We start from the raw sequence: 26,300 nt of genomic DNA, 5'->3' as shown, positions 1-26,300 counted from the left end.
GAGAGCAATAAGCCAACCACATGATCTCTGTCGCTTTTTTAGGCGCCAGGCGTTTGATTTTGCAACAAAAAAAATGCCATTAACGTTTTCTCACAATATGGATTAGTATTTATGAGATCCACGCTGTTTTATAGGGTGAATTTCGGGAATACTGTGACTCATTCGATTTCTGTTTCGGAGCCAAGGTTGGTAATGTCGATATGCGGTTAATTATTACACTTTTTGTGCTGCTATTTACGCAGCTCTTCTTCAATTTGGCGCACGCTGCGCCACAGGCACGTGTTTCTGCCGAGCAGCGCAAGAGTCACGTTAATGAAGCCCGGCCAGACGACCGCAAGAAAAAGAAAGCGGTGAAAGCCAATAAAAAAGTGAAGGCAGCCACCCCTCCGAAAACGCTAAAAACCAAACCAGCAACCTTAAAGACCGCCAAAAAAACCACCAGCGTTAAAACCAAAAGCCAGGCAACCAAAACGGCCAAGCTAAAAGTAACTCCGCCTAAAAAAGGCTATAAAAAAGGTTATGGTCGCCATCGTGAAGAAGGCAAAGCTACGGCAAAATTAGCTGGCCGCGAAAAGCCGTTAAAACTTTCCGCCGCTCACAAAAAACGTTATCAGCACGCCAAGCAGACCGCCATGGCCAAGCTGATGGGGCAAATGGGTAAACCCTACCGCTGGGGTGGGTCTTCACCTGGTACAGGCTTCGACTGCAGCGGGCTGATTTATTACGCGTACAAAGACGTGGTGAAAATCAAAATGCCGCGTACCGCCAACGAAATGTACCACCTGCGTGATGCAGCGCCGATCAAGCGTAATGAGCTGGAGAAAGGCGATCTGGTGTTCTTCCGCATCAACAACCGTGGCACCGCCGATCACGTTGGAGTCTATCTTGGTAACGGTAAGTTCATCCAGTCACCGCGCACCGGTGAAGAAATTCGCATCAGTCAGTTGGATAACGACTATTGGCAGAACCATTACATTGGTGCCCGCCGCGTAGTGACCCCTACCACCATCCGTTAACCTTTCACGGCTGAGCCAACTGCTCGGCCGTGCTCTCAATCTCCCGCTGCAACTTTAAACAATCAGTCACTTGGCACACTTTGGATGTTCTTTTCCCCCCGAAAGTTGTTAAGATTAATAACCATAACAAAAGTGGTGCAATTGCGTTTTTCCGCCCTCGGCCCCTTAGGCCTGCAGCGTCGGAGAGGCGTATTGTCTATAAAAGGAGAAAGCAATGTCGTTTGAATTACCTGCATTACCATATGAGAAAAACGCTCTCGAACCGCACATTTCCGCAGAAACGCTGGAATACCACTATGGCAAGCACCATAACACCTACGTGGTTAACCTGAACAATCTGGTGAAAGGCAGCGAGTTCGAAGGCAAATCCCTGGTCGAGATCGTCAAGACCTCCACCGGCGGCGTGTTCAATAACGCCGCTCAGGTCTGGAACCACACCTTCTATTGGCACTGCTTATCACCGCAAGGTGGTGGCGAGCCAACGGGCGCAGTGGCAGAGGCCATCAATAAGTCATTCGGCTCCTTCGCCGCCTTTAAAGAGCAATTCACCGATGCCGCCGTGAAAAACTTCGGCGCGGGCTGGACTTGGCTGGTGAAAAAAGCGGACGGTAGTCTGGCGATCGTCAGCACCTCAAATGCGGCAACCCCGCTGACCGGCGCAGACGTTCCGTTATTGACCGTTGACGTGTGGGAGCATGCTTACTACATCGACTACCGCAATGCGCGGCCAAAGTACCTGGAAAACTTCTGGGCGTTGGTGAACTGGGCGTTCGTGGCAGAAAACCTGGCTTAACGGCGGGTGACTAGCTAATAATAAGGCGCGGCATCAAGCTGCGCCTTTGTTTTTCTGCTGCGGATCAGTTCAATGCGGCAATAAAACTGAAAGCAATAATCATTGCCAAGGCACCCACGGTGGTGAGTAATGACATCTTCAAATCGGTATCCATATACAACTCCCTCTCAGATTGGCTTTTCAAGAGCATAAGCCACACAGTTTATACGTCAAATCATTTTCCCACAGTTCGTGATTAAAATCTTGTTATGCTTTCCCCGCTGATAATTACCGATTAGCTCTTCCACTTTTCTTCAATATGCGACAAAATCCGCAGTTCACAACTGCGTACCGATAAACTGCCCCTCCCTGTTCAAGCGATTTACGACTTCAGCACTAAAAACTCAGTTTTCGCTTATCTGGGAAAGGATCTACGTAGGCAAACGATTAACATCATACTTACATGCTGTAACATGTGGGTTTAGGAGTCATTTTTTACATGGCAACGATTAAAGATGTGGCCAAACGCGCTGGCGTTTCTACCACTACCGTATCGCACGTTATCAATAAAACGCGTTTCGTCGCCGAAGATACCAAAACGGCCGTTTGGGCCGCCATCAAAGAGCTGCACTATTCACCCAGCGCCGTCGCCCGCAGCCTCAAGGTCAATCACACCAAATCGATCGGTTTGCTCGCCACCTCGAGCGAGGCCCCCTATTTTGCCGAAGTGATCGAAGCGGTAGAAAACAGCTGCTACAGCAAAGGCTATACCCTGATCTTGTGTAACTCGCACAATAATCTGGATAAACAGCAAGCCTATCTAGCGATGCTGGCGCAAAAGCGCGTCGATGGCCTGCTGGTGATGTGCTCAGAATATCCAGATCAGCTACTGGGCATGCTGGAAGATTACCGTAATATTCCCATGGTAGTGATGGATTGGGGTACCGCACGCGGAGACTTCACCGATACCATTATCGACAATGCCTTCGAGGGCGGTTACCTGGCAGGCCGCTACCTGATCGAACGTGGCCACCGGGACATCGGTGCAATTCCTGGTCAACTGGCGCGTAATACCGGTGGAGGTCGCCACCAGGGCTTTCTGAAAGCCATGAAGGAAGCCAACATCGAAGTGCGCGAAGAATGGATCGTGCAGGGGGATTTCGAGCCTGAATCTGGCTACAAAGCCATGCATCAGATCCTGTCGCAAAAGCATCGTCCAACCGCCGTTTTCTGTGGCGGCGATATTATGGCCATGGGGGCGATCTGTGCCGCCGATGAGCTGGGGTTGCGTGTACCGCAGGATATCTCGGTTATTGGCTACGACAACGTGCGTAATGCCCGCTACTTCACCCCGGCGCTGACCACCATTCACCAGCCGAAAGAGCGACTGGGCGAAATGGCCTTTACCATGCTGTTGGATCGCATCATCAGCAAGCGTGAAGAATCGCAGGTGATTGAAGTGCATCCAAAACTCATCGAGCGCCGCTCAGTCGCCGATGGTCCTTTTGTCGATTACCGCCGCTAAATACTGTGCCTTAACCCCATATTTCTCCGTAGGGGCGCCGCATGCTGCGCCCGATTCCCCCCCGGGTCCTCTTCACTGAGCCATTCCTGATTGAGCGTTTCGCTATCGCCCAGATAGTCCAGCAGCCAGGCCATGGCCGGAGACTGGGCGTTTTGCTGCCAGGTCAGGCAGCAAGCGCTGGGCGGGAAAGGCTCATGCAGTGTCAACACCACCAGTTCGCCACTTTGCACCAACGGCAATACGCGATGTGCAGGCACCATGCCCACACACAGCCCGGCACGCAAACAATCTACCGCCGAAACCCAGTCCGGCACGGTCAGCCGCCGCTGGTTGTCCAGCGACCAGGTCACCCGCTTGGGTAAATTGCGCGAAGTATCTTCCAACAGCAACGAGGGATAGGGCCGTAGCTGATCGTCGCGCAGCTTTCCTTGCAAGGCGGCGAGCGGATGTTTAGCATGTACTACGCAGAGCCAATTCATAAAGCCCATATCGCGAAAGGCAAAACCGCCACCCACCGGCACCGCCCGCGTTGCACCAATGGCCATCTCCGCTCGGCCATCGACTAGCGCATCCCATACGCCGTTGAATACTTCCGGCTGCACTATCAGTTCCACGTCGGGGAAATGGCGATAAAAATCCAGCACCAGTTGGCGGCTGCGCTGAGGTTTGACGATCAGATCGACCGCAATCCGCAGTTGCCCGCGCCAACCGTTGGCCACCTGCTGGCACTGTCGTCGGGTATCGAGCATTTTTTTGATAACAACCCGCGCCTCCTTAACAAATAGCGCCCCCGCTGGCGTCAGTTCCACATCGCGGTGACGGCGTTCAAACAGCGGTACCGCCAGCCATTGCTCCAGTTGGCGTACCGTATAGCTCACCGCAGAAGGAACTCGGTGCAACTCCTGTGCCGCCGCGCTGAAACTGCCGGTCCGCGCTACCGCATCTACCACATCGAGTGAATATTCAGACCACATATGTTTGCCTTCAAATTTTTTAACAGCATCTTGCAAATATTACCGTTTCACAAGCAGAGATCCAGCCGTATACACTTGCCGGCGCTTCAAAACCTGCGACAACATAATTTTAACGAGAAATAGCAATGCGAAATTTTGGATTTATGTTCTACCTGGCCGGCCTGAGCATGTTGGGCTATCTGGCTACCGATATGTACCTGCCCGCCTTTGGGGCAATGCAGCAGGATCTGCAAATCTCCGCTGGGGCGATCAGCGCCAGCCTGAGTATCTTCCTGGCAGGCTTTGCCTTTGCCCAGTTGCTGTGGGGGCCGCTGTCCGACCGTATTGGCCGTAAGCCCGTGTTATTGATTGGCCTGGCGCTGTTCGCCGTCGGCTGCCTCGGTATGCTTTGGGTCGAGAACGTGGCACAACTGTGGTCACTGCGCTTTATTCAAGCCATTGGCGTGTGTTCCGCCGCCGTCACCTGGCAGGCGATCGTGGTCGATCGCTACCGCGATGGCAAAGCCAACCGCGTTTTTGCCTCCATTATGCCGCTGGTTGCCCTCTCTCCAGCGCTGGCCCCGCTGCTGGGCGCCTGGTTGCTCAACCATATGGGATGGCGGGCCATCTTCGCCGTGCTGCTGGGGATCACTGCCCTGCTGCTGATCCCCACCTTACTGCTGAAAGACCGCAGCAGACTGGTACCTTCCGCCGATAAAAAGCCCAGCCTTGGCTTTATGCAGATCTTGAAATCCCCGGTCTTCAGCGGCAACGTGATGGTTTTTGCCGCCTGTTCTGCCGGTTTCTTTGCCTGGCTGACGGGCTCCCCCTTTATCCTTGGCGATATGGGGTATAGCCCCAATGATATTGGCCTGAGTTATGTGCCACAAACGCTGGCTTTCTTATTAGGAGGTTACAGCTGCCGTAGCGCCTTAAATCGCATTTCTGGCAAAACCTTGCTGCCATGGCTGTTGGTAGCTTATGGCATCAGCATGGTAGCGCTGTATCTGATTGCCACCCTGAGCGAACCGACGCTGACCACTCTGCTGATCCCGTTCTGCTTTATGGCGTTAGTAAACGGTGCCAGCTATCCTATTTTAGTGGCCAATGCGTTGATGCCCTTCCCCAACAACAGTGGCAAAGCTGCTGCGCTGCAAAACACGCTACAATTGGGTTTATGTTTTATCGCCAGCCTGTTGGTTTCGGCATTTATCGCCCAACCGCTGTTAGCCACGGCTACCGTAATGGTTGCTACCGTATTTTTAGCGGCCTTGGGCTATCTGATCCAGCGTGGGAAAGGAACGGATGAAACTCAGGTAACACGGCAGGAGCATGCCGACTCCGTATCATAATTACCTATGTAAATAGTCACTTAATGAAAATTCTTGCCGAGCGCGATTTGCAGTTGAGTCTACGCCTCGGCAAGCCTATACTCAAAAACGACCTTTTAGAATAACAGTTATACTAAGATCTTATTGCAGCAACTGCTGCGTACGTGGATGGCATCACACTTTATTTAAGGTTGCATTTACCCGCGTCCTTTGACGCAGGGAGTCTCTTAAATTTCCTCTGTTCAAGTCGGATTTCAGACACCACGGTGAATTTTTACCGTAGGTATACGTATGTCCCTGTAGAAATTGTCTACGCTAAATTCTGCAGGATCATAAGTCAGAAGAAGGTGATGGAGAAGCTATGAGTTCATCGTGTATAGAAGATCTGAGCATCCAGGATAACCATTGGTATCGTATCGCTCATGAAATGCTTAGCATGGCCGGCATTGAAATCAATGGTTCACGCCCTTTCGATATTCAGATCAATAATCCCAATTTCTTTAAACGCGTACTGCAAGACGGCTCTCTGGGGCTGGGCGAAAGCTATATGGACGGTTGGTGGGAGTGCGAACGGCTGGACATATTTTTTCAGCGGGTTGTCGCAGCTGGCCTGGAAAAGAAACTGCCCCACCACCTGAAGGATATCTTGCGTATTGCCGCCGCCCGCCTGACCAATCTGCAATCCCAAAAACGTGCCTGGATCGTTGGCAAAGAGCATTACGATCTGGGTAACGATTTGTTTACCCAGATGCTGGATCCCTATATGCAATATTCCTGCGGCTATTGGCAACAGGCCACGACGTTGGAAGAAGCGCAAGAGGCCAAGCTACGGCTAATTTGCGAAAAACTGCACCTGCGGCCCGGTATGCGGGTATTGGATATCGGCTGTGGCTGGGGCGGTCTGTCTGCTTATGCGGCCAAGCACTACGGCGTTTCCATGGTGGGGGTCACCATCTCCGCCGAACAGCAGAAAATGGCGCAAGAGCGCTGTGCCGGGCTGGACGTGGAAATTCTGCTGCAGGATTACCGCGATCTCCACCAGCAGTTTGACCGCATCGTCTCGGTCGGCATGTTCGAACACGTTGGGCCGAAGAACTACCGAACCTATTTCGAGGTGGTGGAACGTAATTTAAAACCTGATGGCATTTTCCTGTTGCATACCATAGGGTCCAACGAGACCGATATGAACGTTGATCCGTGGATCAATAAATACATCTTCCCCAACGGCTGCCTGCCGTCGGTGAAACATATTGCCCAGGCCAGCGAAGGCCGTTTCGTCATGGAAGATTGGCATAATATCGGCGCAGATTACGATCGCACCCTGATGGCCTGGTATGAACGTTTCAAACAGAGCTGGCCACAGCTGGCATCGCGCTATTCCGAACGTTTTGAAAGGATGTTCAGTTATTACCTTAATGCCTGCGCAGGAGCGTTCCGCGCTCGCGATATTCAACTTTGGCAGGTGGTATTCAGCCCTAAAGGCGTCGAAGGCGGTCTGCGAGTTCCCCGCTAAAATCCTTTACCCCAACCCACAGGGTTGGGGTAAAGGGTTATTAACCGCAATAAACGCGAATGATTTTGTCTTCACTGTCACCCAGGAAGTTCAAGCGCTTTAGATTGAAGTCCATGGTTACCATCGAGTTATAAGGAATAGTCCGTACCTGCTGGGGAATATTAACCCCGTCCAACGCAGACAGCGGTTTACCCACATAATTCTGATACTGCGATGCACCACAGGTATCATCTTCAGCCTCGGCAGTCTGTGAGTTCGCCTGTTCTGAGGAGCTTGAACAGGCGGTCAGCGCCAACAGCGCCGCTAGCATCATCGTTTTCCCGTAAAACTTCACGTTTGGCTCCTAAGTGTGGTTATTGGTGCAGGGTTATCAGGCTTTGGGTACAGACGGCTTGGTGACAGCTAATGCAGCCTCACGATTAGCTAGCACACGCTCGACGGTATCCACCACCGCTTGAGTTTGCGGATCGATTTCTATATTGACCTTATCCCCCAGGCGCTTTTTACCCAGCGTGGTGCGCTCGAGGGTTTCCGGGATCAAATGCACGCAGAAACGGTTATTGACCACCTCGCCTATGGTCAGGCTAATGCCATCGATGCCGATGAAACCCTTATGCAGCACATATTTCATCAAATCGATATTCGGCATACGCAGCCAGATCTGGCGATTATTTTCCGAGGTATAAATCTTGGTGACTTCCGCAGTACAGATAATATGCCCGGACATCAAGTGTCCGCCGATTTCATCGTTAAACTTGGCGGCTCTTTCCAGATTGACCACATCACCCAGTTTAAGATCGCCAAGATTGGTCAACCGCAGAGTTTCTTTGATCAAATCAAAGCTGACGCGATTGCCTGCAATCTCCGTGACAGTCAGACAGCAGCCGTTGTGGGCCACCGAGGCCCCCAACTCCAGCCCTGGTAACAGCTCATCAGGCATTTCAACAACGTGGGTACGGAAGTTGGGTTTTTCATCAATGGCAACCAGCGGGGCGGTGCCTTGTACGATACCGGTAAACATGTTGGCCTCTTCTTTATGACTATGTTCAACGCGCTGTAAGCAGTTTGCCCCAGTTACGGCAGAAAACCAAACGCACAACGGCAAAAAAACAGTGCTTGCCTAGTTTATGCCCTGAGGGGCTAACAGCACTGTAGTTTCAAGACGACGAGCATAACTATTTCTTTACAACCTTTGCTTAACCCCGGCTAGCAGGTACAATCTTTTCGGCATATTCCGCAGTTTTTAGTTGTTGCTGATGCAGCGACACCCCTTCCCCATAAATAATTAGAAAGGTGTATACGTGCAGAAGTACTTTATTGAGGCGCGTAGTTTATTGGCCCTCGCAATTCCGGTCATCATCGCGCAAATATCCCAAACCGCAATGGGCGTGGTCGATACCATCATGGCTGGCTCTTATAGCGCCACAGATATGGCCGCCGTTGCCGTCGGTACCTCTATCTGGCTGCCGACCATCCTGTTCGGCCACGGTTTACTGCTGGCCTTGACCCCGGTGATCGCCCAGCTCAACGGCGCGGGCCGCCGCGATCGTATCGCGTATCAGGTGCGCCAGGGCTTTTGGTTGGCATCAGGGGTTTCATTACTCATTATCGCCGTGATTTATAACAGCCAACTGGTGATCGACATGATGCACAACATCGATCCGCTGCTGGCTGAAAAGGCCGTTGGTTTCCTGCATGCCATTATGTGGGGAGCTCCCGGCTATTTGTTCTTTCAGGTCGTCCGTGGCCAGTGTGAAGGTTTATCCAAAACCAAGCCCGGCATGGTCATAGGCTTTTTGGGGCTGTTGATCAACATCCCTATCAACTACATATTGATTTTCGGCAAGTTTGGCATGCCGGAAATGGGCGGCGTCGGTTGTGGTGTCGCCACCGCCAGCGTGTATTGGATGATGTTCCTGATGATGCGCTGGTATGCCAAACGTGCGTCCTCGCTGCGGGATATCAAGCTGGAGGAAGGCGCACATCGTGGCCCGGATTGGCAGGCGTTAAAACGCCTGATCGGCATTGGTCTGCCGGTTGCCCTGGCCTTGTTCTTTGAGGTGACGCTGTTTGCCGTGGTGGCATTATTGGTTTCACCGCTGGGCATCGTCGCGGTGGCCGGGCACCAGATTGCCCTGAACTTCAGCTCACTGATGTTTGTACTGCCGCTGTCGCTCGGCGTTGGGGCAACCATTCGCGTTGGACACCGTCTGGGCGAAGGCTCGGTAGAGGGCGCTCGGATTGCCGCCTATGCGGCGATTGCCGTAGGCATAGCAATGGCCAGTTGCTCGGCATTGTTCACCGCCGCGTTCCGCGAGTCTATCGCCCTACTGTATAACGATAACCCTGCGGTCGTGACCATGGCCTCCCATCTGATGCTGTTGGCGGCGATTTATCAGATATCCGACTCCATCCAGGTGATCGGTAGCGGTATTCTGCGGGGCTATAAAGATACCCGGGCGATCTTCTACATCACCTTTGTGGCCTATTGGGTTCTCGGGTTGCCAAGCGGCTATCTGCTGGCGCTGACGGACTACATCGTGCCAGCGATGGGGCCTAGCGGATTCTGGTTCGGCTTTATTATTGGCCTGACCTTCGCCGCCATCATGATGGTATTGCGGATGCGTTGGTTACAGCGCCAACCCCCGGCGTTGATTTTGCAGCGTTCCACCCGTTAATAGCGTTCGCCGGTTTGTCCCAGGCAAACCGGCGAGTTCCTCGCCAGCCATTGCAGAAAAAACCGCCTTACTGCACATAAGCTCAGCAATCGCGTGAAATACCGAATAAAATTGCGTTTTTCCCCTTGCCAGCGGCCAGGTTGCTCGTTAATATTCGTCCCCGCTGTCAGCCATGACAGAGAGGAAAAAGATGCGTCTGTAGCTCAGTTGGTTAGAGCACCACCTTGACATGGTGGGGGTCGATGGTTCGAGTCCATTCAGACGCACCAAATTCCTGAAAGTAGCACAGTGCGTCCGTAGCTCAGTTGGTTAGAGCACCACCTTGACATGGTGGGGGTCGATGGTTCGAGTCCATTCGGACGCACCACTTCTTGTTTCGCTTCCCAGTATTATCTCTCGCCTAACGGCAACCCAATTTAACAGTAATACCGGACAGAGCGTCAGCCCGTCGCGTATCATCAGCGCAGTATCCTGATGGAGGTAATTTTGATGTCGGTTTTTAAATCACAACTGCCGTTCGAACAACTCGACAATGGCCTCGCCCGCCGCCAAGGGTTAATGAGCGATGGGAGCACCGCCTGGGAAGTCAAGTTTGCCGCAGGCACCTTCGACCAACTGCAAAAACGCCCCTACCCCCAACACATCCGCATCCTTTCTGGTATCTTCGAGTTCACCGTCGGCAGTGACGTGCATACTCTGATGGCCCAGGAAACGTTGGCGATCCCTGCCGCTACCGTATTTGGCTGTTTCTGTCTGGATGACGGAGTCCTGTTGGAAATTCAGCAAAATGTTTGAAAGCGTGAAGGCCGTCACTTTATTTTTTTCGAAAACATAATCCGTTACAGTAATGCTATTTGCGCAACAAACCCGCTGGCAGGCGGCCAATTTGCGCCACATTTGCTGACTTTATGTACAAAACTGCCGACAGCTGCGGTTTTTTGTTTTGTTTCCAGCCGCATAGCCTTATAATGCGCAACGTCTTTCAGTTGAATGGTTTCAGCCCTTGATCTGCGAAAACGCAATTACAACAAATTCTCATCCTCGCTTTTTGCGCAGCTTACCCGCACCTGGGCATCGGCCGAATTTTTCCACCCCATTTCGACCAAGGTCACCTATCCTTAACTATGTTTTGCATTGCCAGGCACAGCCCAAATCCCTTACCGATGGCCTAGCCGCCGGTACCGTTAGTTTTATTATCCATCACAACTTGCAGAAAAAATCGTCATGAAAAAGACCAAAATTGTTTGTACTATCGGCCCGAAAACCGAGTCGGAAGAAATGCTGACCAGCCTGCTGAACGCGGGCATGAACGTAATGCGCCTTAACTTCTCCCACGGCGATTATGAAGAACACGGTAACCGCATCAAGAACATGCGTGCGGTAATTGCCAAAACCGGTAAAAACGCCGGTATCCTGCTCGATACCAAAGGCCCGGAAATCCGTACCATGAAGCTGGAAGGCGGCGTTGATGCAGCCCTGGTTGCTGGCCAGACCTTCACCTTCACCACCGACCAGAGCGTTATCGGCAACAAAGAGCGCGTTGCGGTAACTTACCCTGGCTTTGCTGCCGACCTGAAAATTGGCAACACCGTCCTGGTGGACGATGGCCTGATCGGTATGGAAGTGACTGCGGTTACCGAAAGCGAAGTGATCTGTAAAGTACTGAACAGCGGCGATCTGGGCGAAAACAAAGGCGTTAACCTGCCAGGTGTTTCCATTCAGCTGCCAGCGCTGGCCGAAAAAGACAAACGTGACCTGATCTTCGGTTGTGAGCAAGGCGTAGACTTCGTTGCGGCTTCCTTCATCCGTAAGCGTTCCGACGTGCTGGAAATCCGTGAGCACCTGAAAGCCCACGGTGGCGAAAACATTCAGATCATCTCCAAGATCGAAAACCAGGAAGGCCTGAACAACTTCGACGAGATCCTCGAAGCGTCTGACGGCATCATGGTAGCTCGTGGCGATCTGGGTGTTGAAATCCCGGTTGAAGAAGTGATCTTCGCGCAGAAGATGATGATCGAGAAGTGTAACCGCGCACGCAAAGTGGTTATCACCGCGACCCAGATGCTGGATTCAATGATCAAGAACCCGCGCCCTACCCGTGCAGAAGCCGGTGACGTTGCCAACGCCATCCTGGACGGTACCGATGCGGTGATGCTGTCTGGTGAAAGCGCCAAGGGTAAATACCCGCTGGAAGCCGTTACCATCATGGCAACCATCTGCGAACGTACCGATCGCGTGATGCCTAGCCGTATCGACACCCTGAACGACAACCGTAAACTGCGTATCACCGAAGCGGTGTGCCGCGGTGCGGTAGAAACTGCCGAAAAACTGGACGCGCCACTGATCGTGGTTGCCACCAGCGGCGGCAAATCAGCCAAATCCGTGCGTAAGTACTTCCCTAACGCCGTGATCCTGGCGCTGACGACCAACGAAGTCACTGCCCGTCAGCTGATCCTGAGCAAAGGCATCACCACTCAGATGGTCAAAGAAATCGCTTCTACCGACGACTTCTACCGCATTGGTAAAGAAGTTGCTTTGGCGAGCGGCCTGGCACAGAAAGGCGACGTCGTAGTGATGGTTTCTGGTGCTCTGGTACCAAGCGGCACCACCAATACTGCCTCGGTTCACGTGCTGTAATAATAAACGTGACAACAAGTCTATGACCCAAACGCCGCTTAGCGGCGTTTTTTTTATCTGCAATAACGCACTTTCAGAAAAACGCAACCATTAAAGCGGTTTATTTTGCCAATTTCATTTGAGAGTTGTCCCATAGAATCAGGCTGTTTTCCTTCGATTTTTTAACTATTTTGCAAAACCAGATGCAAGTTTGAGCGAACGATCAAAATAAAGGGCCTTAATACAAAAAATTTATTCTCTTTCGAAAAAAGTTTGTGTAATACTTGTAACGCTACATGGAGATTAACTCAATCTAGAGGGTGTTATAATGAATCGTACTAAACTGGTACTGGGCGCGGTAATCCTGGCTTCTACTATGCTGGCTGGTTGCTCAAGCAACGCTAAAATCGATCAACTGTCTTCTGACGTTCAGACTCTGAACGCTAAAGTTGACCAGCTGAGCAACGACGTGAACGCAATCCGTTCTGACGTTCAAGCAGCTAAAGACGACGCAGCGCGCGCTAACCAGCGTCTGGACAACCAAGCACACGCTTACAAAAAGTAAGTTTGCTTCGGTTATTGAAAACGGTGCACATTGTGCACCGTTTTTTTTTGCCTATAAATAAATAGCCCTGCACATCATCCCATCCCACCCCATACCTTAGGCACAAAAAAAAGGGCCAGGCTAAATGCCGGACCCCACTACGTTCGCACCATCAAGGTTTAGTTCACCGAGCTAATCGGTGCGCCAGTCTCGCCAGAGGTGTCAGCTCCCTCACCAGGAAGCGCTGTAGGCGGCGTAGTGACCTCAGAAGGGTCTTGCCCTACACTGACCAGCACCGGCATGCCAGAACGCCGTACGATGGCGCTGTCGAGCATTGCCTTATCGGTCTGTGGATCGGTAGCAAAGGCTTTCTGATTTTTAGAAAGCGCGATCGGCATGGTCTGCGGGTCGTCACTGGCCACTCTCGACAATGGCTGATGCACTTCTACATAGCGTTTGCCGTCTGGTTCAACGGAGACCTTCACCGGTTCATTGACGATTTGCACTCTGGTGCCTTGTGGCACCTGGTTGAACAGGGCTTCGATATCGTCCGGGCGCAGGCGGATACAACCTGAGCTCACGCGCATCCCGATACCAAAGTTGGCATTGGTGCCGTGGATCAGGTATTCACCGTGCCCCATGGCCAGACGCATGGCAAACAGCCCCATCGGATTCTCTGGCCCAGCCGGTATTACCGCAGGCAGAGTCACGCCCTGTGACTGGTAGCGCTTGCGGATGTTGGCAGTTGGCGTCCAGGTTGGATTCGGGATCTTCTGGCTGACCGAGGTCACCTTCAGTGGCGTATTCATACCGGTCTGGCCGATACCGATCGGATAGACGATCACCTTATCTTCCCCTTTCGGGTAATAGTACAAACGCAGTTCCGCCAGGTTAACCACGACCCCTTCGCGTGGGGTATCCGGCAGTAGCATCTGTGTTGGGATCGTCAGCGCCGTCCCCGGTTTAGGCAGATAGGGATCGGTACCCGGGTTGGCTTCCAGCATGCCCAATAGCCCAATCTTGTAGTCAGCCGCAATGGCTTCCAGCGAACGGCCATCATTTGGCACGTTGTAAATCGTATTCTCACCAATCAGACGGCTGCCTGGCGGCGGCAATGGGTATTCGTTCGCACTGGCGACCTGGGTGCCGGTCAGTACGGTGGCGAATAGCACGCCCATTAGAGTCAACGCACGTTTCATTCTGATCCCTATTGTTATTACGGTTCATTGCAAGGCTAGCGGTCGCTGGCCAGCAGGTAAATAAGATAAATGCTCGTTCGATATTAGCAAGATCCGATTTAAAGGCAATAAATTGCAAAAAATCAACATGTTATAACGTAATCAAACGCAGGAATTGTCAATGACTCGTAAACAGGTAAGCGGCTGAAACACTTATGATTTATAGAAAAAAGACGGGATTTGGCAGGAATTGTAAAGGCTCATTGACATAACGTGCCATCAATAAGCCTTGGGATATCCGGTCAGGCAAGCTGGGCCGCTTTACTGCGAATAGCGCGGATCATCGCCTCCAAACCTTGAGAACGAGAAGGCGTCAGATGTTGGCTCAAGGCCAGTTCACTGAAGAATGGGCGTATATCCAGATCGAGAATTTGCTGCGGCGTAAGCTGGTGATAAACAATAAACACCACCGCCAGCAGCCCCTTGACGATAGCGGCATCGCTATCACCATGAAACTCTACCTGCCCTTGCGCGTTGTTGCTCATCACGATCCAGACCTGGCTTTGACAGCCAGAAATCAGGTTAGCCGCCTGCCGCTCGCTTTCATCCAACGGTGGCAACTGGCTACCCAGTTCGATCACATACAGGTACTTCTCTTCCCAGTTCAGGCAGCGGGAAAAGTTACGCACCAATTTATCTTTGTCCGGCAAATGCGCCATGGGGCTCCCTTTAATGATTAGCCTAACAAGCTGTGGATGCGCTGCAAACCGGCGACCAGCCGATCCACTTCCTGGCGGGTATTGTACAACGCCAGCGAGGCACGGCACATACTTGGTACCTGGTAGAACTCCATCAGCGGCATGGCGCAGTGGTGCCCAGTGCGGATCGCAATGCCGTATTGATCCAGGAAACTGCCCACGTCGTAGGCATGATGTTCACCCAGGTTAAAGGCAATCACACCGGCACGCTGTGCAGGGCCATAAATCTTCAGTGTTGGCACCTGCTGCAATCCATCCAATGCGTAGCGCATTAAAGATTGCTCGTAATCGTGGATATTTTCCAGCCCCAAAGCCTCGACATAGTCGATGGCCGCCCCTAGCCCCATCATCCCCGCCGTATTAGGTGAACCGGCCTCAAAACGCCATGGTGGCGCTGCAAAGGTCGTGCCTTGCGTCAGGCTGACCCGTTGGATCATCGCGCCGCCGCCTTCCCACGGTGGCATCTGTTCCAGTAACGCCTGCTTGCCATACAGAATGCCGATACCGCTTGGCCCATACAGCTTGTGGCCGGAGAACACATAGAAATCACAGTCGAGCGCCTGAACATCGATACGCTGATGCATTACCGCTTGAGCGCCGTCCACCAGCACCTTCAGCCCAGCCGCTTTGGCCACGGGAACGATCTCACTCAGTGGGTTGACGGTTCCCAGCACGTTCGATACCTGGGTGATCGCCAACAGCTTGGTGGAGGCATCGATCAGGCCCGGCAGTTGCGCCAGATCCAAGGTGCCGTCTGGCTGCAATGGCCAGACACGCAGCGTGATGCCTCGCTCCTGCGCCAGCATTTGCCACGGCACAATGTTGGCGTGGTGCTCCATCTCGGTGATGATGATGCTATCACCCGCCGTCAGCAAATGGCGGCCAAAGCTGTTAGCCACCAGATTGATGCCTTCAGTAGTGCTTTTCACGAACACGATTTCTTCTGCAGAACCCGCATTGATAAAACGCGCCACTTGCTCACGCACGGCCTCCATCTGCTGGGTAGCTTCTGCGCTCAACGTATGGATACCGCGGTGCACTGCGGCATAACCGTGACGGTAGAAATCCAGTTCGCGGTCAATCACGCTCTGTGGCTTCTGCGCGCTCGCAGCACTATCCAGATAAGCCAACGGTTGCCCATTGACCTCCCGGCCCAGCAAGGGAAAATCGCTACGTACTCGTTCCAGGGGATAACTCATGCCGCCTCCTGGGGTAAACGATCGGCGATACGCGCCAGCACCAACTCCCGTATGATCGGATCGGCAATGCCCTCCGTCAGTTCAGCGGCAAAGGCAAAGATGATCATCTGCTGCGCCGCGTGCTTATCAATACCGCGCGATTGCAGATAGAACAGCTGCTCTTCATCGATGCGGCCCACGGTGGCACCGTGGCTGCATTTGACATCATCGGCGTAGATTTCCAACTGCGGTTTGGTATCGACCTCCGCCACCTTGCCCAACAACAGGTTGTGGTTGTTCATTTGGCCGTCGGTTTTGATCGCGTGCTGCGCGACCTTGATCATGCCGTTAAACACCGCTTTGGCCCGATCGCTGACCACCGTTTTGTGCAGTTGGCGGCTTTCGCAGTAGCCTTTGTTGTGTTCCAGATAGGTACGGGTATCGCACACCTCTTTACCCACCGGCAACACCAAACTATTGATTACCACATTGCTCCCCTCACCGTTTAGCTGCGCACTGGTGTGGTGGCGAGTCAGCCCAGCTCCCAGCAGGAAGCTATCGCTTTTAACTCGAGCGTCGCGGCCTATCATCAGGTCGTTATGGGCAAAGTGGTAACTGGCCTGGCTCTCAAACGCCAGTTTGCAATGATGCAGCTCGGCATTATCGCCCACCGTCACGGTCAGGCGCGCACCGGTGAAATGAGCCGCAGCACTGACGCTGGCATAGTGTTCGATGACCGAAGCTCGTGCACCACTCGCAATCTCCAGATGGTGCCGGTGATGCAGCGTATTCACTTCTCCGGGCTGCTCGCGACCGGTGCTGATATGCAACAGATAGAGCGGTTTAACCGGAGTTTTGCCCGCCGCCAGGCTAATCACGCTGGTTTCCTGCGCCAGGCTTTCGGTCAAATGCAGAAAGATTTCAGGTTGGATCGGTTCCGGCAACGTTAGTGCCGCATCATAGGCCACCCTGGTCAACCGGTAGTCGCCAAGATCCTCATCGCTCAGTTGTGGACATAAGCGCCCATCGACAAACACCAGGCAATACGCATCGATCTTCAACGCCAGTTTGTCGCGCTGCTCCGCGCTGAACACGTTCTCCGCAGGCTCCAGAAACTGCTGCTCCAGCAAGCCTTCCAGCGGAGTATATTTCCAGTTTTCCTGCTTGCGAGTCGGCCAGCCTTGGCGCAAAACCTGCTGCCAATGGGCTAACGCATGCGCAGAACGCTCGCCGCCGCGCGCTTCGAACAGGCTGTACAACTGCTGTAATGCCCGTGAATTACTGTTGGTCGGAAAGCCAGCCATAGCCCTGCTCCTCCAACTGTTTCACCAATGAGAAATCACCGGACTTCACGATGCGCCCCTGGGAAAGCACGTGAACGTAATCCGGTTTGATGTAATCGAGAATGCGCTGATAGTGGGTGACAATAATAAAGGCGCGCTTGCCGTCACGCAGCGAATTGACGCCGTTGGCGACGATCTTCAGGGCATCGATATCCAGCCCAGAATCCGTTTCATCCAGAATGCACAGCTCTGGCTCCAGCGCGGCCATTTGCAGGATGTCGTTGCGTTTCTTCTCGCCGCCGGAAAAACCGACGTTGACCGAACGGGTCAACAAATCCGCTGGCATATTCAGCAACTCAATCTTCTGTTCGATAAAGTCAGCGAAGTCGAAGCGATCCAGCGCCTCTTGGCCACGGTAATTACGCACCGCATTCACCGAGGTCTGCAGGAAGAAATGGTTGCTGACGCCGGGGATCTCTACCGGGTACTGGAACGCCAGGAATACGCCCTCACCGGCCCGATCCTCAGGAGCCAGTTCCAACAGATCTTTGCCTTTAAACGTCACTTCACCTGCGGTGACCTCATACTCTTCCCGGCCAGCCAACGTGGCGGAAAGCGTGCTTTTGCCGGAACCGTTGGGCCCCATAATGGCGTGCACTTCGCCCGGTTTGATGTCCAGGCTCAGCCCTTTGAGGATTTCATTTCCTTCGGCGCTGACGTGCAAATTCTTGATACTTAACATGCTGTGTCCTCTGATCGCGCTGCTGCGCTATAAATACGGGTGCTTAACCGACGCTGTGTTCCAGGCTGATAGCCAGTAACTTCTGTGCCTCTACGGCAAACTCCAGCGGCAGCTCGGAGAACACGTCTTTACAGAAACCATTGACGATCATCGAGATGGCGTTATCTTCGCTGATGCCCCGTTGCAGGCAGTAGAACAGTTGGTCGTCACCAATCTTCGAGGTGGTAGCCTCATGCTCAAGCTGGGCGCTGTTATTGCGCGTTTCCACATAGGGGAAGGTATGCGCCCCGCTATTGGGCCCGATCAGCATCGAGTCGCACTGGGTAAAGTTACGGGCGTTTTCCGCCCCGGGCAGGATCTTCACCAGCCCACGATAGGTATTTTGGCTATGCCCAGCGGAGATCCCTTTGGCAATAATGGTCGACTTGGTGTTTTTACCAATGTGGATCATCTTGGTGCCGGTATCCGCCTGTTGGTAGCCGCTGGTCAGCGCCACCGAGAAAAACTCACCGATCGAGTTGTCGCCCTGCAAGATCACGCTTGGGTATTTCCAGGTGATAGCCGAGCCGGTTTCAGACTGTGTCCAGGACATTTTGGACCCTGAGCCCTCACACAGCGCACGCTTGGTGACGAAGTTAAGAATGCCGCCCTTGCTTTCGCCGCCGCCGGAGAACCAGTTTTGCACCGTGGAATACTTCACTTCGGCGTCTTTATGCAGGATCACTTCTACTACCGCCGCATGCAGTTGATAGCTGTCGCGTACCGGCGCTGAGCAGCCTTCAATGTAGCTGACATAGCTGCCTTCATCGGCAATCAGAATGGTGCGTTCAAACTGACCGGTTTTCGCGGCGTTAATGCGGAAATAGGTGGAAAGCTCCATTGGGCAGCGTACGCCCTTCGGCACGTAGACGAAGGTGCCGTCGGAAGCCACCGCAGCGTTGAGTGCGGCAAAGAAGTTGTCGTTATGCGGCACCACTCGGCCCAGATACTTACGGACTAAGTCTGGATGGTCGTGAATGGCCTCACCGAACGAGCAGAAGATCACCCCGCTCTCCGCCAGCTTTTCACGGTAAGTGGTCGCGACAGAAACCGAGTCGAAAATGGCATCTACCGCCACTTCACTACCTTCACGCACCGGTACACCCAGTTGATTAAACGCCAGTTCAACTTCGCTGGTCAGGTAGCCGTTTTCCGTACTGGCGCCAGGCTGCTGCTCCGCCCCAGGCTGAGAACCGCAGGCGTCATCACAGCTGCCGCAGGACGGCGCTGAATAGTAGCTGTAATCCTGATAGTTCAGCTTGTCATAGTTAGCTTTCAGCCAGTGTGGCTCTTCCATTTGCAGCCAGGCACGGTAAGCCTCCAGGCGGAATTCCAGCATCCACTCGGGTTCGTTACGCTTGGCCGAGATGGCGCGTACCACCTCTTCGTTGATACCTTTGGCCAACTCATCGGTGGCCAGTTGGGTAAAGAATCCTTCCTTGTAGCGACCTTCGCTGACCCAAGCCGGTACATCTTTCGCTGTTTCTACGTTGCTTCGTGTCATGTTGATTGCATCGCTTAAACGCCAAAGCTCTCACCGCATCCGCAGGCGTTCTGAGCTTTAGGGTTATTAAATTTGAACATCTGATTCAGCCCTTCCCGAACAAAATCTACCGTGGTGCCATCGATAAACGGCATCGCTTTGAGCGGCACGAATAGCTTGGCCCCGTCACGTTCGAACAACAGATCGTCGCTGGCTGGTTCGCGGGTCAAATCCAGTACGTAGGCAAAGCCCGCACAGCCAGATTGTTTGACGCCGAGTTGCAACCCTTTCACCTGGGCATCCTGCTGCATGAGTCTGATTATCTGCTTCACCGCGCTGTCGCTCAGCGAAATGCCTTGCCAGACGTTGTCTGCCAAGGAAAAAGTACCAACATCTTCCGTATGCATATGGCCTACCTCACATTCGTGTTTTACTACAGCCGATCTGGCTTACCGCCCATGTTAGTGATAATGATTATCACTTCAACCGTTTGTTTTGCGGGGGTATTTACCAAACGCCCGGATTTACGCTCGGCAACACGATAAACTGATGGCGTATCCAGGCAAAATAGACTCGGGGATAATTTTTATCCCTCTGAATTCATAGCAATTCATCATATCTCGTACGGCTTATCCCGCTGCCCCGACAAGGTTATAGCATCGGATAAGTCGTCTGTTTTAAACATTCATAGAAAATACCTATTTCTGCATTTTGTCTGTCTGAAAAATGCCTTTCCCTGCTTTAAGTCTAGTCGCTCGCGTGTTTTTAGCCCGTGAGGGTCAAAAGACCCACAACAGAAAAAAATCTGCGGGGAGCATTGATCATCGCCACAGCTGCAAATATGATAATGATTATCATTAAGCTTTAATTGGGCGTGGACCTATGGCTATCTCGATGAATGCGTGGCTGCTGAGCAAAATTGATGAATACAAGTTCAACATCCGTGATGCCACGGTGGATTTCTATATGGCGGAAGCGGCGCTACAGCGGCCGGAATGCAACATCAATCATCTGAAGCGTTACAACGGTGTCAGCTTGGGCATGGCGAATTTATGCCTAGAAAATGGCGATGACGAGAGTTATCTGCATGCGCTGAGCAAACTGCATAACCGGCTGATCGTCGAGATCAACAACCCACAGCGTTGTCAGCTGTTCCGCGTGCAGTGCTATCATTTTGCCCGGCATACGCTAACGCTGATTTGCCAGAAATATTCGATGGAAGGCGGCTGGGACAAGGCTACCGCTTTTCAGAAGGATTTTGTGAAACGGGTACCGTTCCAGCTGTAACGTTTGCCCCGCAGGCGAAAACCTGCGGGGTAGGAGTTACTCCAATACAGCCGTGGTCAGCCGCGAGGTACAGCACAGGCGATCGCGATCGTCGAAGATCTCGATCTGCCAGACCTGATTGCGGCGGCCAGCGTGTAACGCACGACAAACCCCGCGCACCTGCCCTTTAAATACCGCGCGCAGGTGGTTGGCGTTAATCTCCAGCCCCACCACCTTTTGTTCCCCTTCGGTGCACAGATAACCCGCCATTGAACCCATCGACTCGGCCAGTACCACCGAAGCCCCGCCGTGTAACAGGCCAAACGGCTGGGTAGTGCGGTGATCGACGGGCATCACCGCCTCTAAATAGTCATCTTCCAAGCGGGTAAACTGAATGCCCACATGGGCCACCATACATCCTTCGCCGCTTTGGTTGAGTTGTTCCAGCGTTGTTTCACGTTTCCACAGCTTCACGCAATCATCTCCAGAAGTGCCTGTAATGGATGCCGCACGCCATTGCCTTCAATGCGTTTAACCTGGCTGCGGCAAGAATAACCGGTCGCCAGACAGCGTTGCCTTGGCAAACGTTGTAGCGCCTGATGCCATGATAGCTCATAAATCCCCAGCGAATTTTGCAGATTCTTGGCTTCGTGACCGTAAGTGCCCGCCATGCCACAGCAACCCACGCTGACGTTTTCCAACTTGGCGCCAAAACGGGCAAAGATGTCAGCCCACTGCTGGGTACTCGCCGGTAATGCGGTGGTTTCGGTACAGTGGCCAAACAGATACCAGGCTTCCCCGGTGGCAGGCTGTTCCGCACGTTCTGCCAGCAACTTTTGCAACCATTCATGGACCAGTTGCACCTGGAAACTCCCCCGTTCGGCCCCGAGAATTTCTTGATACTCGTCGCGGTAACATAGCACCAGCGCCGGATCGACACCCACCATCGGCATCCCCAGTTTGGCTACCCGGTTAAGGAAGTCCGCAGTCTTGCGCGCCGTTTTGGCAAAGCGCGTCAGGAAGCCTTTGATATGCTGTGCCTTGCCGTTCGGTGAGAACGGCAACAGCACCGGCTTGTAGCCCAGCTTTTCCACCAGCCGTACAAAGTCTGCCACGACCTGGGCATCGTAATAGCTGGTAAACGGATCCTGCACCACCAGCACATGCTGTTCCCGCTGGCTTTCGCTCAATGCTTCCAACTGTTCAAGCGTCATGCTGAACGCGCTATGGCCCGACAGTTGTTGGCGTAACGTTGGGCTGGAAAGCAGCGGTAAATCCACCATGCCGATGCTGTTGCGGCTCAGTTCGCGCACCCATGGCTGCTTGAAGAAGAAGTTGAACACCTTCGGCGCTTTGGCCATCAACGGGGTATAGCTCTCGACGCCAGCAACCATGTAGTCACGCATCGGGCGCAGATAGCGGGTGTGGTAAAGCTGCAGGAAGCGCGAACGGAAGCCCGGCACGTCGATCTTGATCGGGCACTGGGTCGAACAGGCTTTACAGGCCAGGCAGCCAGACATCGCTTCTTTGACCTCATGGGAGAAGTCATATTCACCCTTGCCTGCATGCCAGCTATTACGGGTTTTCTCGACCAGGGTGCGGAAGCTGAGGCGCTGCTGCGGCAACTGCTTTTCCAGCGCGACGGGGTCGACGCCCTGCTCTGCCAATAACCGTAACCATGCGCGCACCAGAGCCGCACGGCCTTTCGGCGAGTGGATCCGATTAGCGGTGATCTTCATCGACGGACACATCGGGCTGTGCACGTCAAAGTTGAAACAGAGTCCGTTGCCGTTACACTCCATCGCACCACGGAATGAGGTGCGGACATCAATCGGAATGCGACGATCCAGTGTGCCGCGTTTCACCGCATCCACTTTCATCATGACGGCATCAACGCCCAGCGGCGGGCAGATTTTGCCCGGGTTGAGGCGATTGAGCGGATCAAATGCGGCCTTGATGCGGCGCAGTTCTTCATAAAGCTCCTCGCCGAAGAACTCCGGGCTATACTCCGCTCGGAAGCCCTTCCCGTGTTCCCCCCACAGCAAGCCACCATACTTCGCGGTTAACGCCACCACCTGGTCAGAGATTTGCTTCATCAGCACTTCTTGCTGGGGATCGCACATATCCAACGCCGGGCGCACGTGCAGCACCCCTGCATCAACGTGGCCGAACATACCGTAGCTCAGGTTATGGCTATCCAACAGTTGGCGGAACTCGGTAATGTAATCGGCCAGGTGCTGCGGCGGCACGCAGGTATCTTCGGCAAACGGGATGGGCTTGGCCTGCCCTTTGGCGTTACCCAACAGCCCAACCGCCTTTTTGCGCATATTGTAGATGCGTTCAATGCCGGTCAAATCGCCGCAAATCTGATAACCGATCACGCCAGCCTGCTGCTCGGAGATCAGATCGTCCAGACGCTCGCACAGCGCTTCCATCTGGCCGTCGATCAGTTCCTTATCATCACCGGCAAACTCAACGATGTTCAACCCGAGCATCTCTTTATCCGGCACATTGGTGATCAGTTCACTGACCGAGTGCCAGACGATATCTTCGCGGGCCAGATTCAGCACCTTGGAGTCGATGGTTTCCACCGACAGCGCCTTGGCTTCCACCATAAAGGGCGCATTGCGCAGGGCCGAATCGAAAGAGTCATATTTGACGTTTACCAGGCGTCGCACCTTCGGCAGCGGTGTGATATCCAGCCGCGCTTCGGTGATAAAGGCCAAGGTCCCTTCGGCACCGGTCAGAATGCGGGTCAGATCGAAGGTTTGCAGATCGTCGCTCAACACGTGGCGCAGATCGTAGCCGGTGAGGAAGCGGTTAAGCTTGGGGAATTTCTCCAGGATTAGCGCCCGTTGCTCGCGGCAACGGTTCAGCACGGTGTGGTAGATCCGCCCCTCTGGCGTATCTTCCTGGGCAATCGTTTCCGCCAGCGGCGTCGGCATGACGCGGGTGTCGATCATTTCGCCCCCCAGCAACACCGCCCGCAGCCCCAGCACATGGTCTGAAGTTTTGCCGTACACCAGCGAACCCTGGCCAGACGCGTCGGTATTGATCATACCGCCAAGGGTAGCTCGGTTGCTGGTGGAAAGCTCCGGCGCGAAGAAATAGCCGAACGGTCGTAAATACTGGTTGAGCTGGTCTTTAATCACCCCAGCTTCTACCCGCACCCAACCCTGCTCGACGTTGATGTCCAGAATGCGGTTCATGTAACGCGACATATCAACCACTATGCCGGTGTTAAGTGCCTGTCCATTGGTGCCGGTGCCGCCACCGCGCGGGCTGAAGGTCAGTGCCTTGAAGCGCTCTTCGTCGGCCAGCCGGGCGATTAACGCCACATCGGCGGTTGAGCGAGGAAACACCACCGCATCGGGCAACAATTGGTAAATGCTGTTGTCCGTCGCCATCGTCAGCCGATCGGCATAGCTAGTGGCGGTATCGCCGTTGAATCCGCTCTGTTTTAACGCGGCCAAAAAGTCCAGCACCCGTTGAACGAGGCCGGGTGCCTGAGAAATTTGTGGGATCATTCGCTTGTTTGACTCTGTCTGCTCTTAATTGCTTAATCGGGCCCGGAACTGGCCCTCCCCTGTCTTTTATTATCACGATAACCGCAAGGGCCGTTACCCGCCCCTGCATCATCGCTATCTACCTCATAATGGCGGGTGTTTTGCCGCTTGTACATCCTGAATTTGGCATTATTTGGCCGGGGAAAATGATAGCGCAGCCGATGGCTGCGCTTTAGGAAGAGGGAAGTCTGGCGGTTATTCCGCTGCGTTTAATAATGAAAGGCTGTATCCCAAACCAAAATTCGCGGCAAAATGTGCGCCTGGCTGTGAAAGTTGCCAAAAATGCTCCATGATAAAAGGGTACCAAGGAATTAACTCATTAGGATGAAAACGCATTCATGACACAACCGCAACGCCGCTACGATTTACCGACGATAATTTTTGGTGTGCTGTTTATCGCCATTATGATCGTCGCCAGTTTTTGGGTCATTCAACCCTTTATTCTGGGATTTGCCTGGGCATCGATGGTGGTGATCGCCACCTGGCCGGTACTGATTAAGCTACAAAACCTGCTGTGGGGCCGCCGGTCGCTGGCCGTGGTGGCGATGACTATCCTGCTGCTCTTGCTGTTTGTGCTGCCTATTGCCCTGCTGATCAGCAGTTTGGTGGATAACAGCGCGCCAGTCGTGGCTTGGGTGAACTCACCGGGGCAGCTCCATGTTCCACAGTTGGAGTGGCTGCGCTCCATTCCGGTGATCGGGCACAAAGTCTATAACAGCTATCATCTGTTGGTGAACACCGGTGGTAACGCCCTGGTGGCCAAAATTCAACCTTACTTTGGCCAGACGGCCACCTGGTTTGTCACCCAGGCGGCGCATATTGGCCGTTTCCTGATCCATTGTTCGCTGATGTTATTGTTCAGTGCCCTGCTGTACGCCCGCGGTGAACAGGTTGGCATGGCGATCCGCCATTTTGCCGTGCGCCTTGCTTCCACTCGGGGCGATGCGGCCGTGTTACTGGCCGGGCAAGCGATCCGTGCCGTTGCATTGGGCGTGGTGGTGACAGCATTGGTGCAGTCGATCCTGGGCGGTATTGGGTTGGCCATTTCTGGCATTCCAGCGGCCACCTTGCTGACCGTAGTGATGTTCATCTTTTGCCTCGCCCAACTGGGGCCATTGTTGGTCTTGATCCCGGCCATCATCTGGCTGTACTGGACCGGTGACACCACCTGGGGCACCGTGCTATTGGTGTGGAGCTGCGTGGTCGGAACGCTGGATAACTTCCTGCGCCCGGCGCTAATCCGCATGGGTGCCGACTTGCCGTTGATTCTGATCTTGTCAGGCGTTATCGGTGGCCTGCTGGCCTTCGGGATGATTGGCCTGTTTATCGGCCCAGTCGTGCTGGCGGTCTCTTATCGGTTGGTTAGCGCCTGGGTGAACGAAGCTCCAGAGCCCACCGCCGATCTGGAAGAAGTCGCCAAAGATTTAGAACAGTTGTGATCCCTACATCGCCTGCTCATTCATTGGGCAGGCGATTAACCCGATTATTCCCTTTCCCCGCCGCATCGCTGCCGATAATTATTCTGCTGACTCACTTGTTGCAATATTTGATGCCATTCAAATACCTGTTCTCGCAATGAACCCGTACAATCCAGGCTATTTTATTGGGACGATTCTTAATGACACGCGCCAGATAACTGCCTAGTATAAAACTCTATCTTGCTGAAAATCATTGCTTTCCATGCATTGTCTTTCAGTCAGGTCAGCTAACAAGGTAACCCCGAATCACTGAATTGCTGTGTGTAGTCTTTGCCCGTCTTTTGATGGGCTTTTTTTTGTGCAAAATAACCCGCCGATATAAAAAAACCGCCAGGTTTAACCGGCGGTTGGCAATTAATGAAAAAATGGCAATGTTATTTA

24 protein-coding genes and 2 tRNA genes are annotated in these 26,300 nt (G+C 53.4%); 13 read left to right on the top strand and 13 right to left on the bottom strand.

What is annotated here, in order from left to right; translation table 11 throughout:
- Window positions 1–200: 200 nt before the first annotated feature.
- Both WN53_RS20175 and sodB read left to right on the top strand, forming a co-directional pair.
- Window positions 201–1,016 carry a C40 family peptidase gene (locus tag WN53_RS20175; protein WP_024486436.1) on the top strand — a complete coding sequence of 272 codons (816 nt, stop codon included), beginning with the start codon at window positions 201–203 and terminating at the stop codon, window positions 1,014–1,016.
- A gap of 214 nt (window positions 1,017–1,230) precedes the next feature.
- Entirely contained in the window at window positions 1,231–1,809 is a 579-nt protein-coding gene (gene sodB, locus WN53_RS20170) for a superoxide dismutase [Fe] (protein ID WP_021178097.1), read from the top strand.
- 64 nt (window positions 1,810–1,873) lie between these two features.
- Here sodB and cydH read toward each other — a convergent pair whose 3' ends face one another.
- A complete protein-coding gene (cydH, locus tag WN53_RS28255; RefSeq protein WP_158645289.1) occupies window positions 1,874–1,963 on the bottom strand; it encodes a cytochrome bd-I oxidase subunit CydH in 90 nt (29 codons plus the stop codon).
- Window positions 1,964–2,287: 324 nt separating this feature from the next.
- On the opposite strand from cydH, the gene purR reads away from it, so the two are divergent.
- Window positions 2,288–3,313, top strand: coding sequence for an HTH-type transcriptional repressor PurR (gene purR / locus WN53_RS20165; protein ID WP_021804552.1), 1,026 nt, complete (start codon window positions 2,288–2,290; stop codon window positions 3,311–3,313).
- Here purR and punR read toward each other — a convergent pair.
- The gene (punR, locus tag WN53_RS20160) at window positions 3,310–4,287 is read right to left on the bottom strand and encodes a DNA-binding transcriptional activator PunR (RefSeq protein WP_046808204.1); all 978 of its coding nucleotides are present in this window, start codon (window positions 4,285–4,287) and stop codon (window positions 3,310–3,312) included. The two genes, purR and punR, sit on opposite strands and share 4 nt — an antisense overlap.
- Window positions 4,288–4,412: 125 nt before the next feature.
- On the opposite strand from punR, the gene punC reads away from it, so the two are divergent.
- Window positions 4,413–5,618 (top strand): purine nucleoside transporter PunC, encoded by a 1,206-nt coding sequence (punC, locus tag WN53_RS20155; RefSeq protein WP_046808203.1) that lies wholly within the window; start codon window positions 4,413–4,415, stop codon window positions 5,616–5,618.
- Between the two features lie 340 nt (window positions 5,619–5,958).
- Window positions 5,959–7,110, top strand: coding sequence for a cyclopropane fatty acyl phospholipid synthase (cfa, locus tag WN53_RS20150; protein ID WP_046808202.1), 1,152 nt, complete (start codon window positions 5,959–5,961; stop codon window positions 7,108–7,110).
- 40 nt (window positions 7,111–7,150) lie between these two features.
- Here cfa and WN53_RS20145 read toward each other — a convergent pair whose 3' ends face one another.
- Both WN53_RS20145 and WN53_RS20140 read right to left on the bottom strand, forming a co-directional pair.
- Window positions 7,151–7,444, bottom strand: coding sequence for an I78 family peptidase inhibitor (locus WN53_RS20145; protein ID WP_024486162.1), 294 nt, complete (start codon window positions 7,442–7,444; stop codon window positions 7,151–7,153).
- Window positions 7,445–7,480: 36 nt separating this feature from the next.
- On the bottom strand, window positions 7,481–8,131 hold the full coding sequence (locus WN53_RS20140) for a riboflavin synthase (RefSeq protein WP_024486163.1): 651 nt from the start codon (window positions 8,129–8,131) through the stop codon (window positions 7,481–7,483).
- Window positions 8,132–8,411: 280 nt separating this feature from the next.
- Between WN53_RS20140 and WN53_RS20135 the strand changes: the two genes are divergently transcribed.
- From WN53_RS20135 to WN53_RS20110, 6 genes are all read left to right on the top strand, one after another.
- Entirely contained in the window at window positions 8,412–9,788 is a 1,377-nt protein-coding gene (locus WN53_RS20135) for an MATE family efflux transporter (protein WP_024486164.1), read from the top strand.
- Window positions 9,789–9,980: 192 nt separating this feature from the next.
- Window positions 9,981–10,057: transfer RNA gene (locus tag WN53_RS20130), tRNA-Val, on the top strand.
- 21 nt (window positions 10,058–10,078) lie between these two features.
- Window positions 10,079–10,155 (top strand) — tRNA-Val (locus tag WN53_RS20125).
- 122 nt (window positions 10,156–10,277) lie between these two features.
- Window positions 10,278–10,583, top strand: coding sequence for a cupin domain-containing protein (locus tag WN53_RS20120; protein WP_024486165.1), 306 nt, complete (start codon window positions 10,278–10,280; stop codon window positions 10,581–10,583).
- A gap of 429 nt (window positions 10,584–11,012) precedes the next feature.
- Window positions 11,013–12,425 carry a pyruvate kinase PykF gene (gene pykF / locus WN53_RS20115; RefSeq protein ID WP_024486166.1) on the top strand — a complete coding sequence of 471 codons (1,413 nt, stop codon included), beginning with the start codon at window positions 11,013–11,015 and terminating at the stop codon, window positions 12,423–12,425.
- Window positions 12,426–12,732: 307 nt separating this feature from the next.
- Window positions 12,733–12,969, top strand: a complete 237-nt coding sequence (locus WN53_RS20110; RefSeq protein WP_005165631.1) for a major outer membrane lipoprotein — start codon at window positions 12,733–12,735, stop codon at window positions 12,967–12,969.
- A 158-nt stretch (window positions 12,970–13,127) separates the two neighbouring features.
- On the opposite strand, the gene WN53_RS20105 is transcribed toward WN53_RS20110, so the two are convergent.
- The 7 genes from WN53_RS20105 to sufA form a co-directional block, all read right to left on the bottom strand.
- A complete protein-coding gene (locus WN53_RS20105; RefSeq protein ID WP_024486167.1) occupies window positions 13,128–14,147 on the bottom strand; it encodes a L,D-transpeptidase family protein in 1,020 nt (339 codons plus the stop codon).
- Between the two features lie 281 nt (window positions 14,148–14,428).
- Window positions 14,429–14,845 carry a cysteine desulfuration protein SufE gene (sufE, locus tag WN53_RS20100; protein ID WP_024486168.1) on the bottom strand — a complete coding sequence of 139 codons (417 nt, stop codon included), beginning with the start codon at window positions 14,843–14,845 and terminating at the stop codon, window positions 14,429–14,431.
- A 17-nt stretch (window positions 14,846–14,862) separates the two neighbouring features.
- Window positions 14,863–16,083 (bottom strand): cysteine desulfurase SufS, encoded by a 1,221-nt coding sequence (sufS, locus tag WN53_RS20095; RefSeq protein ID WP_024486169.1) that lies wholly within the window; start codon window positions 16,081–16,083, stop codon window positions 14,863–14,865.
- Complete coding sequence (sufD, locus tag WN53_RS20090) at window positions 16,080–17,366, bottom strand: Fe-S cluster assembly protein SufD (protein WP_024486170.1); 1,287 nt, start codon at window positions 17,364–17,366, stop codon at window positions 16,080–16,082. Before sufD ends, sufS begins: the two co-directional genes overlap by 4 nt.
- Window positions 17,341–18,087 carry a Fe-S cluster assembly ATPase SufC gene (sufC, locus tag WN53_RS20085; protein ID WP_021804565.1) on the bottom strand — a complete coding sequence of 249 codons (747 nt, stop codon included), beginning with the start codon at window positions 18,085–18,087 and terminating at the stop codon, window positions 17,341–17,343. Before sufC ends, sufD begins: the two co-directional genes overlap by 26 nt.
- A gap of 43 nt (window positions 18,088–18,130) precedes the next feature.
- On the bottom strand, window positions 18,131–19,630 hold the full coding sequence (gene sufB, locus WN53_RS20080; protein WP_024486171.1) for a Fe-S cluster assembly protein SufB: 1,500 nt from the start codon (window positions 19,628–19,630) through the stop codon (window positions 18,131–18,133).
- A gap of 14 nt (window positions 19,631–19,644) precedes the next feature.
- The gene (gene sufA, locus WN53_RS20075) at window positions 19,645–20,016 is read right to left on the bottom strand and encodes a Fe-S cluster assembly scaffold SufA (protein ID WP_021178114.1); all 372 of its coding nucleotides are present in this window, start codon (window positions 20,014–20,016) and stop codon (window positions 19,645–19,647) included.
- Window positions 20,017–20,491: 475 nt separating this feature from the next.
- Here sufA and WN53_RS20070 point away from each other — a divergent pair, with 475 nt between their 5' ends.
- On the top strand, window positions 20,492–20,896 hold the full coding sequence (locus WN53_RS20070; protein WP_024486172.1) for a hypothetical protein: 405 nt from the start codon (window positions 20,492–20,494) through the stop codon (window positions 20,894–20,896).
- A 36-nt stretch (window positions 20,897–20,932) separates the two neighbouring features.
- Here the strand turns inward: WN53_RS20070 and menI are convergent, their stop codons facing one another.
- Entirely contained in the window at window positions 20,933–21,349 is a 417-nt protein-coding gene (gene menI, locus WN53_RS20065; protein ID WP_021178115.1) for a 1,4-dihydroxy-2-naphthoyl-CoA hydrolase, read from the bottom strand.
- Window positions 21,346–24,402, bottom strand: coding sequence for a D-2-hydroxyglutarate dehydrogenase YdiJ (ydiJ, locus tag WN53_RS20060; RefSeq protein WP_024486173.1), 3,057 nt, complete (start codon window positions 24,400–24,402; stop codon window positions 21,346–21,348). Before ydiJ ends, menI begins: the two co-directional genes overlap by 4 nt.
- Window positions 24,403–24,779: 377 nt before the next feature.
- Here ydiJ and ydiK point away from each other — a divergent pair, with 377 nt between their 5' ends.
- A complete protein-coding gene (gene ydiK / locus WN53_RS20055; RefSeq protein ID WP_024486174.1) occupies window positions 24,780–25,880 on the top strand; it encodes an AI-2E family transporter YdiK in 1,101 nt (366 codons plus the stop codon).
- The last annotated feature ends 420 nt before the right edge of the window (window positions 25,881–26,300 follow it).

The sequence above is a fragment of the Serratia fonticola genome, assembly GCF_001006005.1.
GTDB lineage: Bacteria > Pseudomonadota > Gammaproteobacteria > Enterobacterales > Enterobacteriaceae > Chania > Chania fonticola.
Note: the sequence above shows the minus strand (reverse complement) of the source record. Positions and strands in the feature narration are given on the sequence as shown.